Origin of the sequence: Stenotrophomonas maltophilia group sp. Smal17, assembly GCF_030237045.1 — a bacterium.
In the GTDB taxonomy this organism is placed as follows: Bacteria; Pseudomonadota; Gammaproteobacteria; order Xanthomonadales; family Xanthomonadaceae; genus Stenotrophomonas; species Stenotrophomonas forensis.
In genome coordinates, this window is sequence record NZ_JASJSU010000018.1 from 1 (window position 1) to 13,442 (window position 13,442).

The 13,442-nt window shown below is 66.7% G+C and carries 13 protein-coding genes; 9 read left to right on the forward strand and 4 right to left on the reverse strand.

Annotation, left to right across the window (positions count from 1 at the left end; all coding sequences use genetic code 11):
* The first annotated feature begins 169 nt into the window (after positions 1-169).
* Positions 170-1,873 carry a proline--tRNA ligase gene (locus tag QRO93_RS07275; protein WP_049458183.1) on the forward strand — a complete coding sequence of 568 codons (1,704 nt, stop codon included), beginning with the start codon at positions 170-172 and terminating at the stop codon, positions 1,871-1,873.
* Positions 1,874-2,095: 222 nt separating this feature from the next.
* A complete protein-coding gene (locus QRO93_RS07280; RefSeq protein WP_053448739.1) occupies positions 2,096-2,479 on the forward strand; it encodes an H-NS family nucleoid-associated regulatory protein in 384 nt (127 codons plus the stop codon).
* A gap of 110 nt (positions 2,480-2,589) precedes the next feature.
* Here QRO93_RS07280 and QRO93_RS07285 read toward each other — a convergent pair whose 3' ends face one another.
* On the reverse strand, positions 2,590-3,849 hold the full coding sequence (locus tag QRO93_RS07285; protein ID WP_053448738.1) for a threonine/serine exporter ThrE family protein: 1,260 nt from the start codon (positions 3,847-3,849) through the stop codon (positions 2,590-2,592).
* A gap of 92 nt (positions 3,850-3,941) precedes the next feature.
* Between QRO93_RS07285 and QRO93_RS07290 the strand changes: the two genes are divergently transcribed.
* From QRO93_RS07290 to QRO93_RS07310, 5 genes are all read left to right on the forward strand, one after another.
* Positions 3,942-5,063 carry an ABC transporter permease gene (locus tag QRO93_RS07290; protein WP_180878777.1) on the forward strand — a complete coding sequence of 374 codons (1,122 nt, stop codon included), beginning with the start codon at positions 3,942-3,944 and terminating at the stop codon, positions 5,061-5,063.
* Between the two features lies 1 nt (position 5,064).
* Positions 5,065-5,892, forward strand: a complete 828-nt coding sequence (locus tag QRO93_RS07295; RefSeq protein ID WP_004154115.1) for an ABC transporter ATP-binding protein — start codon at positions 5,065-5,067, stop codon at positions 5,890-5,892.
* Positions 5,893-5,895: 3 nt separating this feature from the next.
* Complete coding sequence (locus QRO93_RS07300) at positions 5,896-6,822, forward strand: MlaD family protein (RefSeq protein ID WP_004154114.1); 927 nt, start codon at positions 5,896-5,898, stop codon at positions 6,820-6,822.
* A complete protein-coding gene (locus QRO93_RS07305) occupies positions 6,819-7,460 on the forward strand; it encodes an ABC-type transport auxiliary lipoprotein family protein (RefSeq protein WP_180878778.1) in 642 nt (213 codons plus the stop codon). Before QRO93_RS07300 ends, QRO93_RS07305 begins: the two co-directional genes overlap by 4 nt.
* 88 nt (positions 7,461-7,548) lie before the next feature.
* Positions 7,549-8,511: a glycosyltransferase family 2 protein gene (locus QRO93_RS07310; RefSeq protein WP_180878779.1), complete on the forward strand. Its 963-nt coding sequence runs from the start codon at positions 7,549-7,551 to the stop codon at positions 8,509-8,511.
* Here the strand turns inward: QRO93_RS07310 and QRO93_RS07315 are convergent.
* Genes QRO93_RS07315 through QRO93_RS07325 form a run of 3 tightly spaced genes read right to left on the reverse strand, consistent with a single transcriptional unit; the run spans position 8,508 to position 10,522 of the window.
* Positions 8,508-9,119 carry an alpha-ketoglutarate-dependent dioxygenase AlkB gene (locus QRO93_RS07315; RefSeq protein WP_180878780.1) on the reverse strand — a complete coding sequence of 204 codons (612 nt, stop codon included), beginning with the start codon at positions 9,117-9,119 and terminating at the stop codon, positions 8,508-8,510. The two genes, QRO93_RS07310 and QRO93_RS07315, sit on opposite strands and share 4 nt — an antisense overlap.
* 46 nt (positions 9,120-9,165) lie before the next feature.
* The gene (locus QRO93_RS07320) at positions 9,166-9,798 is read right to left on the reverse strand and encodes a CoA transferase subunit B (RefSeq protein ID WP_053448734.1); all 633 of its coding nucleotides are present in this window, start codon (positions 9,796-9,798) and stop codon (positions 9,166-9,168) included.
* A gap of 1 nt (position 9,799) precedes the next feature.
* On the reverse strand, positions 9,800-10,522 hold the full coding sequence (locus tag QRO93_RS07325) for a CoA transferase subunit A (protein ID WP_053448733.1): 723 nt from the start codon (positions 10,520-10,522) through the stop codon (positions 9,800-9,802).
* 172 nt (positions 10,523-10,694) lie between these two features.
* Between QRO93_RS07325 and QRO93_RS07330 the strand changes: the two genes are divergently transcribed.
* Both QRO93_RS07330 and QRO93_RS07335 read left to right on the forward strand, forming a co-directional pair.
* Positions 10,695-12,137 carry a UbiA family prenyltransferase gene (locus QRO93_RS07330; RefSeq protein WP_180878781.1) on the forward strand — a complete coding sequence of 481 codons (1,443 nt, stop codon included), beginning with the start codon at positions 10,695-10,697 and terminating at the stop codon, positions 12,135-12,137.
* Positions 12,137-13,441 (forward strand): FAD-binding oxidoreductase, encoded by a 1,305-nt coding sequence (locus QRO93_RS07335; RefSeq protein WP_180878782.1) that lies wholly within the window; start codon positions 12,137-12,139, stop codon positions 13,439-13,441. The genes QRO93_RS07330 and QRO93_RS07335 overlap by 1 nt, the downstream gene beginning before the upstream one ends.
* Position 13,442: the final 1 nt, after the last annotated feature.

The window sequence follows — 13,442 nt, forward strand, 5'->3', positions numbered from 1 at the left end:
CCCCCCCCCCCCCCCCCCCCCCACCCCGCCATCCCCCAGGAAACCTGCTCTTGCTCTTGCTTTTGCTGTTGCCCTGGCTTGAAGCAGGTGCAGGGCGCAGCCCTGCCGATACCCCTCCCCCCGGCCGGGCTGGCAGAATAGGCGTCTCTGCCGTTATCCGAAGCCGACGATGCGCCTCTCCCAGTTCCACCTGCACACCACCAAGGAAACCCCCAGCGACGCCGAGCTGACCAGCCACCGGCTGATGCTGCGTGCGGGCATGATCCGCAAGCTGGCATCGGGCCTGTACACCTGGTCGCCGCTGGGCCTGCGCGTGCTGCGCAAGGTTGAACGCATCGTCCGCGAGGAAATGGACCGCGCCGGCGCCGTGGAATTCCAGATCCCGACCATCCAGCCGAAGGAACTGTGGGAGCAGACCGGGCGCTGGCAGAAGTTCGGCCCGCAGCTGCTGAAGATCAAGGATCGCAAGGACCAGGTGTTCTGCTACAGCCCGACCGCCGAAGAAGCCGCCTGCGACTTCGCGCGCAGCGAGCTGTCCAGCTACAAGCAGCTGCCGGTCAACTTCTACCAGGTGCAGACCAAGTTCCGCGACGAGATCCGTCCGCGCTTCGGCGTGATGCGTTCGCGCGAGTTCCTGATGAAGGATGCCTATTCGTTCCACCTGCATGACGAATGCCTGGTGCGCGAGTACGAGAACATGAAGTCGGCCTACAGCCGCATCTTCACCCGCCTCGGCCTGGATTTCCGCATGGTGCAGGCCGACTCCGGTGCCATCGGCGGTGATGCCTCGCAGGAATTCCACGTGATCGCCGATTCCGGCGAGGACGCGCTGGTGTTCTCCACCGGTTCGGACTACGCAGCGAACATGGAAGCGGCGATCGCTGCCGATCCGGCGCCGCGTGCGGCCGCCGGCGAAGCCCTGCGCAAGGTCGATACGCCCACCCAGAAGACCTGCGAGGACGTTGCAGCCCTGCTTGGCATCGACCTGCAGCGCACCGTGAAGTCGGTGGCACTGATCGCCGGCGAAGGCGAAGCGCAGCAGTTCGTGCTGGCGCTGGTGCGCGGCGATCATGAGGTCAACGAGATCAAGCTGGCCAAGGTTGCCGGCCTGGCTGAGCAGCGTTTCGCCAGCGAGGCGGAAATCGCCGAGCACCTCGGCAGCGTGCCGGGCTTCCTCGGCCCGGTCGCGCCGGCCAAGGCCATCCGCGTGGTCGCCGATCGCGAAGTGGCGGCGATGTCCGACTTCGTCGTCGGTGCCAACGAAGCCGGCTTCCACCTGGCCGGCGTCAACTGGGGCCGTGACCTGGCGGAGCCGGAAGTGGCCGACATCCGCAACGTGCGTGCCGGTGACCGCGCGCTGGACGGCGGTGAACTGAAGATCGCACGCGGCATCGAAGTCGGCCACGTGTTCCAGCTCGGCCGCACGTATGCCAAGGCGCTGGACGCCACCGTGCTGGACGAGAACGGCAAGGCGGCGGTGATGGCGATGGGCTGCTATGGCATCGGCATCTCGCGCGTGGTTGCTGCCGCGATCGAACAGAACCATGACGAGGCCGGCATCATCTGGCCGGACGCGATGGCGCCGTGGCAGGTGGTGGTGTGCGTGATCAACCCGAAGGGCGACGCCGCCGTCGCCGACGCCGCTGCCAGCCTGCTGCAGGAGCTGCGCGATGCAGGCCTGGATGCCGCGCTCGACGACCGCGGCCTGCGACCGGGCGCGATGTTCGCCGACATGGAGCTGATCGGTATCCCGCACCGCGTGGTGGTGAGCGAACGCGGCCTGGCCGCCGGTACCTACGAGTACCGCTCGCGTCGCGCCAGCGAAGCGGAAAGCCTCGACAAGGCCACCCTGCTGCAGCGCCTGCAGGGTTGATCAGGAAAAGACCGGGGCATGCCCCGGTCTTTTTTTGCCGCCCGAACCATCGCCCGATACTGCAACAGACATAATCCGGTCAAAATCGACGCACTGCAGTCGGCATGCCGCCAAGCCCTGACCCGCCTGCATTTGTGCTTGGATTAATTCATCTTTATTCTGTCCCGCGACGCCATGGACTGGCTCGTCCCGTCCACACATTAGTTTCCGGAGTAACCGTAAATGAGCATTGACCTGACCGGCCTGTCGGCACGAGAGCTGGGCGCCCTGATCCGCACCGCGAAGAAGCAGCAGACCATCGTCGCCAAGCGCCGGCCGATCACCAAGGTACGGGCCCAGCTGACCAAGCTGGCCAAGACCGAGGGTTACACCATCGAGGAACTGTTCGGCGGCGCCCCCGCTCCGCGCGCCCGCAAGGTCGCCACGGCGACCAAGGCGCCGTCCAAGACGGCTGGCCGCAAGCTGGGCAAGGTCGCCCCGAAGTACCGCAACCCGGCCAACCCGAAGGAAACCTGGACCGGCCGTGGCAAGCAGCCGCGCTGGATGGCCGAGCTGACCGCCAAGGGCAGCAAGAAGCCGGAAGATTTCCTGATCAAGAAGGCCTGAGGCCAGATCGGGAAGCAATGAAAAACGCCGGCGAACGCCGGCGTTTTTCATTTCCCGGGAGGTGTGTGGAGCAACGGTCCACACCCACAGCAAGCAGCACAGAAGGGCGATTACAGGGTTTTGCGCGCGGGCATCAGCAGGTTGCCGAACAGCAGGCCGGCGACCAGCGCCATCACCACGTTGAGCACGGTGAGGAACACGCCCTGGCCGGCACCCACGTCCTGCTGCTGGACCAGGGTCAGCACGCCACGCAGGCTGGTGCTGCCGGGCACCATCATGATGATGCCCGGCAGGCGGATGATCGCGCCGGGGCGACCGACCAGGCGGCCGAACAGATTGCCGCCCGCGGTCAACAGCATCGCCGACAGGAAGATGCCCGCCGGTGCCCCCCAGGCATGGCCACCGAACTTGGAAATCGCATAACCGGCCACCGACGCCGCGATCACCCACGGGTAATCGCGGCGGTTGGCCTTGAACAGCATCGCGAACGCGAACGCGGCGGTCAGCAGCGAGCCCCACTCCACCCACGGCCCCTGCGGCCGCGCCGCGCGGATCACCGGGTCCAGCCCAAGCACATCGGCCAGGGTCACCGCGATCATCGCGCCGACGCTGAGCTTCATGATGGTGGTCAGTGCACCGGCGAAACGCGCGGTGCCCGATACCCAGTGCTGGCTGGCCAGTTCATTGACTGCATTGGTGAGCGACATGCCCGGCAGCAGCACCACCAGCGAGGCGATGATCACCGTGTTGAGGTTGAGCGCGCCGATGAACGACGCGACCAGAGTGGCGACCAGGCCCGCCAGCAGTGCGGCCAGTGCTTCGGCCGCCTCGCGGGTGGCCGGGCGACGGTCGGTGACCATGCCGAGCAGGCCGATCATCAGGCCGATGACACCGGCGGTGGCAATGTCCAGCCACGGCAGCTTCCACATGCCGGCCACGCCAGCCGCGCCGAGGCTGAACGACAGGATGGTGCGCAGCTTGCCGCGACGGCCCGGATCCTTGTCCAGCTGGCGCAGTGCAGTGTGGCCCTGGGCGATGCTCATCCGCCCGTTGGACACTTCCTCGGCGATATGGTCGGCGACGCTGAGCTTGTGCAGGTCGTTCTCGCCGGGCGCCAGCCGGATCACGCGGGTGATGTCGCTGGAGCCGATCGCCTGCGCCGGGTCGCTGAAGCTGAGGATGATACCGGTGGGATTCGACCACGGTTCACAATCCAGATCGAGCTGGCGGGCCAGTGCCACGACTGCCGTTTCCAGGCGCTGGGCCGTGGTGCCGTAGCTGTGCAGGCGTCCGGCGATCTCGGAAACGAAGGCCACGCGCTGCGCGTAGGTGGCCTGGGGCGTGGGGATCGTGTGAGCGTCTGCGGACATGCGACGTAGTATTACCTAGGCCGGGCCTTACCGGAGAAATTCATCCGAGTTCGACGCGATGCCCAATACAGACCGGTTATGCTGCGACCCGAATGGCCCAAGTGACCCCGAACCTCGCCCCCCAGCTCGAACAGGATGCCCATGACCCGGGCCTGATCCGCCTGTCCGGCACCTGGACCCTGAAAACCGCGCTGGCCGCGGCCGAAGTCCTGCGCGGCGTTCCCGAAAAAGTGACCGGCATCGATGCCACCGGCATCGAACAGATGGATTCGGCCGGTGTGCTGCAGGTGCTGCGCGTGGCGCATCGCGCCGATCTTGGCGAGGACGCACTGCAGTTCCGTCAGGACCACCAGGCGCTGGTCTGCACCATCGAGGAAGTGGCCGACGACCGGCCCAAGCCCAAGCGCGATTTCGGCGTGCTGGCGGCGCTGGAGCGACTGGGTGTCAGCGTCCATGCCACCGGCCACAACATCAAGGCACTGTGCAGCTTCCTCGGCGAGAACCTGGTCAAGGCGGCGCGGCTGGTCAAGGAACCCCGCCGCTTCCGGCTGACCGCCACCGTGCACCAGATGGAGCAGGTCGGGCTGGATGCGGTACCGCTGGTGGCGCTGCTGTCCTATCTGGTCGGCGCGGTGATCGCCTTCCTCGGCTCGACCATCCTTCGCGATTTCGGCGCCGAGATCTACGTCGTCGAACTGGTCAACATCGCCTTCCTGCGCGAGTTCGCCGTGCTGCTGACCGCCATCGTGCTGGCCGGCCGCACCGCCAGCGCCTTCACCGCGCAGATTGGCGCGATGAAGGCGCGCGAGGAGATCGATGCGATGCGCACCCTCGGCCTGGATCCGGTCGACCTGCTGGTGCTGCCCCGCTTGCTGGCGCTGCTGGTGACCCTGCCGCTGCTGACCTTCATTGCCATGGTTGCCGGCCTCGCCGGCGGCATCACCGTCGGCGCATTCGACCTGGACATCCCGCCACAGATGTACATCGCGCGCATGCACGAGACGATGGAAGTGCGGCACATGCTGGTCGGCCTGTCGAAGGCGCCGGTGTTCGCGCTCGTGATCGGCCTGATCGGCTGCCTGGAAGGACTGAAGGTGGAAGGCACCGCGCAGTCGGTCGGCGAACGCACCACCTCCAGCGTGGTGCAGACGATCTCGCTGGTGATCATCATCGACGCCTTCGCGGCGTTGTGGTTCATGCACATGGACTGGTGACATGAGCACATCCGCCCGCCCCGAAATCCTCGACATGCGTGACGACCAGGGCCATGAACTGGCGATCCGCGTGCGCGGCCTGGTCAACCGCTTCGGCAGCCAGACCGTGCATGAGGACCTGGACCTGGACGTGCGCCGCGGCGAGATCCTGGGCGTGGTCGGCGGCTCCGGTACCGGCAAGTCGGTGCTGATGCGCTCGATCCTCGGCCTGCGCACGCCCGACGAAGGCCAGATCGAAGTGCTGGGCCGCGACGCACGTGCCGACGATCCCGAAAGCCGCCTGCACATCGAGCGCAACACCGGCGTGCTGTTCCAGGACGGCGCCCTGTTCTCCTCGCTGACCGTGGGCGAGAACGTGCAGGTACCGCTGAAGGAGCACCATCGTGAGCTGCCCGAGCGCTGGCACTACGAACTGGCACTGCTGAAGGTGAAGCTGGCCGGCCTGCCCGCCGACGCGATCAACAAGCTGCCGTCGCAGCTGTCCGGCGGCATGCGCAAGCGCGCCGGCCTGGCGCGCGCGCTGGCGCTGGATCCGCCGCTGCTGTTCCTGGACGAACCCACCGCCGGCCTCGACCCGATCGGCGCGGCCGCGTTCGACCGCCTGATCAAGACCCTGCAGGAAGCGCTGGGGCTGACCGTGTTCCTGATCACCCACGACCTGGACACGCTGTACGCCATCTGCGACCGCGTTGCCGTGCTGGCCGACCGCAAGGTGGTGGCCAATGCACCGTTGCCGGAAATCGAGAAACTGGATCATCCGTGGATCCAGGAATACTTCCACGGACCGCGTGCGCGTGCCGCGCGCGGCGAACAGATCGAGAGTGCCTGAGCCATGGAAACCAAAGCCAACTACGTGCTGATCGGCGCGTTCACCCTGATCACCGGCCTGGCCCTGCTGGCCTTCGGCCTGTGGGCCGCCAAGTACTCCTCCGACCGTACCTGGCAGGAATACCGCGTGGTGTTCCGCGAGGCGGTGACCGGCCTGTCGGTGGGCAGCCCGGTGCAATACAACGGCATCGCGGTCGGTTCGATCACCGAACTGAACCTGGTGCCGGACGATCCGCGCCAGGTGGTCGCACGCATCCGCCTGAACTCGACCACGCCGGTCAAGACCGATACCCGCGCCAAGCTGGCGATCACCAGCCTCACCGGCCCGTCGATCATCCAGCTCAGCGGCGGTACGCCGCAGTCGCCGGCGCTGACCACGGTCAACAAGGACCCGGCACCGATCATCCCGACCACGCCCTCGGCGCTGCAGAACATCACCGACGTGGCCAACCGCATCGTCGAGCGCATGGACCAGATCCTCAGCGACCGCAACGTCGCTTCGATCAATGCAACGCTGGCCAATCTTGAAACGATCAGTGGTGGCCTGGCCGACCGTGACCAGGGCACCCAGGCACTGCTGCTCAGCGCGCGCGATGCCGCACGCAGCCTGGACACTACGCTGAAGACCACCAACGGCACCATCGAGCGCCTGGACAAGAACCTGGTGCAGCAGCTGCCGGGCATCATCGACAAGCTCGATGCCACGCTGGGCAAGCTCGACTCGGCCGCCGGCAATGCCGATTCGATCCTGGGCGAGAACCGCGCAGCGATCAACAGCTTCGCCAATGACGGCCTCGGCCAGCTTGGCCCGACGCTGACCGAGCTGCGTGGCCTGATCCGCGACCTGCGCCGGGTCAGCGACCGCCTCGAGAACAACCCCGCGCGCTACCTGCTGGGCCGCGACGCACCGAAGGAGTTCGAACCCAAATGAGCACGACCACCCTTCCGCGCCTGCTGCTGGCCGCCTCGATGGTCACCCTGCTGGGCGGCTGCTCCATCCTTGGCAGCAGCGAGAAAACCGCAGTGACTCTGTACTCGCCTGCGGTGCAGGTGAAGGCGGATCCGACATGGCCACAGGCCAGCTGGCAGCTGGTACTGGCCAAGCCCAGCGCCGCGCGCATGGTCGACAGCCCGCGCATCAACGTGCGCCCGACGCCGTCGCAGATGGAGATCTACAAGGGCGCCAGCTGGGCACAGCCGGCCACCGACATGATCGAGGACACCCTGCTGCGCGGCTTCGAGGACTCCGGCCGCATCCGCGGCGTGGCGCGCAGCAGCGCGGGCATCCGTGCCGACTACAAGCTGTCCACCGACGTGCGCCGCTTCGAATCGGATTACCAGGGCCAGGCCACGCCCACCGTGGTCATCGAGGTCAATGCCAAGCTGATCCACGTCGCCGATCAGCGGGTGGTCGCCGACCGCACCTTCCGCCAGGCGCAGCCGGTCGGCAGCACCGACGTCCCGGCGGTCACTGCCGCGTTCGAACGCGGCCTGCAGCAGCTGGCGCAGGACGTGGTCGGCTGGACGCTGGTGAGCGGGCAGGCCGACCAGCCGAGCGTCACGCGCTGATCATCGGCAGGCTCGCTCGCTGCGGAGGGCGGGAGGGTCCGGACGGGGGCATGCGATACTCGACGCATCCTCGCTGCACCGCCTCCCGATGACCTCGTCCATTTCCATCGCCGTCTGCACGTACAACGGCGAGCGCTTCCTGCAGGAGCAGCTGGACAGCCTGCTGGCGCAGACGCGCCATCCGGATCAGCTCGTCATCCGCGACGATGCATCCTCCGACGGTACCCTGGCGTTGCTGCGTGCATTCGTGCCTCGTGCAGAGGCGCTGGGCATCGCGGTGGACCTGCAGGTGAATTCGCTCAACGTCGGCTATCGGCAGAACTTCGATGGCGCGCTCCGCGCCTGTAGCGGCGACCTCGTTTTCCTGTGCGACCAGGATGACGTCTGGTATCCGGACAAGCTGCAGCGTTTCTGCGCCGAGTTCGATGCCCGCCCTGAACTGCTGGCGCTGCACAGCGATGCAGAGTTGATTGACGGAAGCGGCCGGATGCTGTCCAAACGATTGTTTTCCGCGTTGGGCTACCGACCGTCAGAGCACGCGCGGATGCATGCAGGCCACGGCTTCGAGCTGTTGCTGAAGCGGCCGCTGATGACAGGAGCCGCGATGGCGCTGCGTCGCCGGGTGCTGGACGATGCGCTGCCTCTACCTGCTTCGGGCTGGGTCCACGACGCCTGGATCAGCATGCTGGCAGCCATGCGAGGGAACATCGACAGCCTGCCCGATCCGCTGATCGGCTACCGCCTGCACGGCAACAACCAGGTGGGGCTCGGCGACCAGGATGGTGTCTCGCGCGAGGTGAGGCGGGAACGCCAGCTGGAAATCGAACGACTGCAGTGCGAGCAGCTGCTGGTACGCGCACGCGCACTGGGCCTGCCCGGATCACGCCTCGAATGGATCGAGCGGAAGCAACGGCACCTGACGGTGCGCACCCGCCTGGGGCCAGCACGCCTGCGCCGCATTCCCGCAGTGATGGCAGAGCTGTTGTCCGGCAACTACGGGTACTTCGGGCGCGGCCTGCTGACAGCCGCCATCGACCTGGTCCGCCGCTAGGTCCTGCTACGATCGCCCGCTCCGGGGGAATGGATCCAGCGGAACGTCAGGTTGATCCGCTCCTCCCGGATCCGCGCTGACTTCGGAAGCGCGTGCTGGTAGAAGCGCTGGGTCTGCCCGCGCATCAGCAGCAGGTCTCCGTGGTCCAGCACGAATTCGGCCCTGCGCGCTGGCTCATCGCGACGGCGCAACAGGAAGCGACGAGCGGTGCCCAGGCTCAGCGAAGCAATCACCGGTGACGGCCCCAGCTCCGGCTCATCGTCACTGTGCCATCCCATGGAGTCACTGCCATCGCGATAACGGTTCAGCAGCACGCTGTTGAACCGACCGATGTTCCCGGCCTGCAGGTGCTCACGCAGGGCCTGCAGCACGGGCAGCCATGGATGTGGAACGAACTCGGCGCCGGAATAACGGTAGCGGGCCTGCGGGTCGCCTATCCAGCAGCTCAGCCGCGGTGAGTCCACCCAGCGGCCGAACATGCGGATGCGGTGCACGTCCCACGGCACGTCGGCCTGCAGCACGGACATGAGCCGATCCGCCTCGGCCGCAGCCATCCAGCCCGGCAGGTGCTGGACATCGGCATCGGGCAGGTCGTGGGGGAACAACATGGCGGCCCCTCAAGGAACAGGGCGGCGTTTGGCCGCCCTGGAAACATCAGGCGCGCTGGAACGCGACGCCGGTCTTTTCCTTCAGTTCGTCATCGCTGACACCCGGTGCCGCTTCCACCAGCAGCAGCCCCTTGTCGGTCACGTCGAACACGGCCAGGTCGGTGATGATGCGGTCGACCACACCGACGCCGGTCAACGGCAGCGTGCATTCGGACAGGATCTTGTGCTCGCCGTTCCTGGCGGTGTGTTCCATCAGCACCACCACGCGCTGCACGCCGGCCACCAGGTCCATCGCACCGCCCATGCCCTTGACCATCTTGCCGGGCACCATCCAGTTGGCCAGGTCGCCCTTGGCCGTCACCTGCATGGCGCCAAGGATGGCCAGGTTGACGTGGCCACCGCGGATCATCGCGAAGCTGTCGTGGCTGCCGAAATAGCTGGCACCAGCCCGCGCGGTCACGGTCTGCTTGCCGGCATTGATCAGGTCGGCGTCGACTTCAGCGTCGGTGGGGAACGGGCCAATGCCGAGCAGGCCGTTTTCCGACTGCAGCCACACGTCCACGCCTACGGGAATGTGGTTGGCCACCAGCGTCGGCAGGCCGATGCCCAGGTTCACGTAGGCGCCATCGGTCAATTCCTGGGCAGCGCGGGCCGCCATTTCGTCACGGGTCCACGCCATGTCAGTTGCCCTCCGCACGGATGGTGCGCTGTTCGATGCGTTTTTCAGGATGCGCGTTGTGCACGATGCGGTGCACGTAGATGCCCGGCAGGTGCACCTGGTCCGGATCGATGCTGCCGACTGGCACGACCTCTTCGACTTCCACGATGCAGACCTTGCCGGCCATCGCGCAGGCCGGGTTGAAATTGCGCGCGGTCTTGCGGAACACCAGGTTGCCGGCCTCATCGGCCTTCCAGGCCTTGACCAGCGCGACGTCGGCGCGCAGCGCGGTCTCCATCACGTAGTGCTTGCCGTCGAACTCGCGGGTCTCCTTGCCTTCGGCCACCACCGTGCCATAACCGGTGGCAGTGAAGAATGCCGGGATGCCCGCACCGCCGGCACGCAGGCGCTCGGCCAGGGTGCCCTGCGGGTTGAACTCCAGCTCCAGCTCGCCGGCCAGGAACTGCCGCTCGAATTCCTTGTTCTCGCCCACGTAGGACGAAATCATCTTCTTGATCTGCCGTGTTTCCAGCAGCTGGCCGAGGCCGAAACCATCGACGCCGGCATTGTTGGAAATCACGGTCAGGCCCTTGGCGCCGCTGTCACGCAGGGCGGCGATCAGCGCCTCGGGAATGCCACACAGGCCAAAGCCGCCCACGGCCAGGGTCTGGCCATCGGCGACCACCCCCTGCAGGGCCTGGGACGCACTGGCGAAGCGCTTGCCGCCGGAAGTCGATTGCTGCATTGCTGTAATACCCTGCGGATGGATATACGCATTCTAGCCGCAGCCCTGCAACCGACGGGTTTGCGCCGCAGCAAACGGTGCCGGTAGGTCGGCCCCGGGCCGCGACGAGGTTTTTCGGGCCCGCGCTCCAACGCGGATACAATGCACGATCCGCCGCATCCGCCCGCAGACGATGCCTCCAGCGACGCCAGCCACCTCCCCCGCAGCCCATGGCCGCGCCCTGTGCGTGGACCTGGATGGCACGCTGCTGGACTCGGACATCCTGTATGAATCACTGCTGGTGCTGCTTGCACGCAATCCGCTGTACCTGATCCTGCTGCCGTTCTGGCTGCTGCAGGGCAAGGCTGTACTGAAGCGCCGGATTGCTGCCCGCGCCGCTGTCGATCCCCGTCACCTGCCCTACAACCCGAGGGTGCTGGAACTGCTGCGCGACACTCCGCAACGACCAAGGGTACTGTGCACTGCGTCGGACCAGTTGCTGGTCGCGCCGATCGCAGCGCATCTGGGCCTGTTTGAACAGGTCATCGCCAGTGATGGCCAGCGCAACCTGTCCGGTGCGCGCAAGGCGCAGGCCCTGGTGGATGCGTTTGGCGAACGCGGCTTCGACTATGCCGGCAACGGCACGGTCGACCTGCCGGTCTGGGCACGCGCATCAGGCGCCTGGGTGGTCAACAACGGCCCGCCCCTCGCCAGCGCCGCCGCCCGGCACACCCAGGTGCTGGGGCATTGGCCGGGTCCCTCCCGGCTGCAGGCATGGGTGAAGGCACTGCGCCCGCATCAATGGTTGAAGAACCTGCTGGTGTTCGTACCGCTGCTGACCGCCCATCGCTTCCTTGAAGCAACGGCGGTCGCCGACGCCCTGCTGGCCTTTGCCGCCTTCAGCCTGTGTGCCTCCGGCGTCTATGTACTCAACGATCTGCTCGACCTCGACGCGGACCGCCGCCACCCGCGCAAGCGCCTTCGCCCCTTTGCCGCCGGCCGGCTGCCACTGCTGCACGGCTTGTTTGCCGGCCCCCTGCTGACACTGTGCGGCCTGGCCATCGGCCTGGCCTGCAGCCCGTCATTTGCCACCGTGCTGCTGGGATACTACGCACTCACCCTGGCCTATTCGCTGCGCCTGAAGCGCGTGGTCATGCTCGATGTGGTGCTGTTGGCAGGCCTCTATACCCTGCGCATCATCGGCGGCACGATTGCCATCGGCGCGGAGCTTTCGTTCTGGCTGCTGGCCTTCAGCATGTTCATCTTCCTCTCGCTGGCCCTGCTCAAGCGCTACACGGAACTGCACTCGGTGCTGGCCCGGGGCAACACCCGTGCCGACGGCCGCGGCTATGACGTGGAGGACCTGCCGCTGCTGCAGTCACTCGGTGCCGCGGCAGGCTACTGCGCGGTGCTGGTGATGGCGTTGTACATCAACAGCCCCGACAGCGTGGAGCTGTACCGCAACCCGAAGCTGCTGTGGTTCATCTGCCCGATCCTGCTGTACTGGGTCAGCCGTACCTGGGTGATCGCCCATCGCGGCAAGATGCATGATGACCCCATCGTATTCGCAGCCACCGATCGGGTCAGCCAGATCGTGGCCGCGCTGTGCGTCGGGTTTGCGCTGGTGGCGATCTGATGCGCGCGCGCGCGTATTCCTGGGGAAGGTATCCGCGTTCGCCGCAAGCGCTGGCGAGGGTGCATGACCGCCAAGCTGGACTACCGGACTTCGAAGGCAGCGCGCTGCCGTACGGCAATGGCCGCAGCTATGGCGACAGCTGCCAGAACCCGGGTGCGACCCTGCTCGACTGTCGTGGCCTGGACCGCTTCATCGCCTTCGATCCAGCCAGCGGCCGGCTGCACTGCGAAGCCGGCGTGACCCTGGACGAGATCATTGCCCTGGCACTGCCGCAGGGCTGGTTCCTGCCGGTGACACCGGGTACCCGCCACGTCACGGTGGGGGGCGCCATCGGCAATGACGTCCATGGCAAGAACCATCATGTGGCGGGAAGCTTTGGCCACCATGTGCGCTCTTTCGAGCTGCTGCGCAGCGATGGCGAACGCCGGCTGTGCCGTCCCGGCGATACGGATGGCTGGTTCGGGGCCACGGTGGGCGGGCTGGGCCTGACCGGCCTGGTCACCCGCGCCGAGCTGCAGCTGCGCCGGGTGCCAGGCAGCAGCCTGGAAGTGGAGAACATCCGCTTCTGCAACCTCGCCGACTTCTTCGCGTTGTCCAGGGAGAGCTGCGAAAGCCACGAGTACAGCGTGGCGTGGATCGACTGCCTGGCGCGTGGCCGTTCCCTCGGCCGCGGCCATTTCACCCGCGCCAACCATGCCGCACAACCGCTCGACGAACGTCCTGCTGCACCCCGCAGGCAGTGGGCGATGCCGCTGACGCCACCGGTTTCGCTGGTCAACCGGCTCACCCTGCGCCCGTTCAACGTGCTCTATTACTGGCGCCAGCTGCCACTGCGCCGGCGCCATGCGTCGCACCTGCTGCCCTTCTTCTACCCACTCGATGGCATCGACCAGTGGAACCGGATGTATGGTCCGGCTGGATTCCTGCAATACCAGTGCGTGCTGCCACCGCAGGCGGCCGCCGACGGCATCCCCGCCTTGCTGCAGGAAATCGCCCGCAGTGGCCAGGGTTCGTTCCTGGCGGTGCTCAAGCAGTTCGGCACGCGGCCATCGCCCGGCATGCTGTCCTTTCCACGCCCGGGCACCACGCTGGCCCTGGACTTCCCAAACACCGGCGAGTCCCTGCTGGCCCTGCTGCGGCGCCTGGACCAGATCGTCGATGCCGCAGGCGGTGCGCAGTACCCGGCGAAGGATGCGCGGATGACGGCCACGTCATTCCAACAGTCCTACCCCCGCTGGCAGGACTTCAGTCGTTTCATCGATCCACGTTTCTCATCCGGTTTCTGGCGCCGGGTGACGGAGTAAG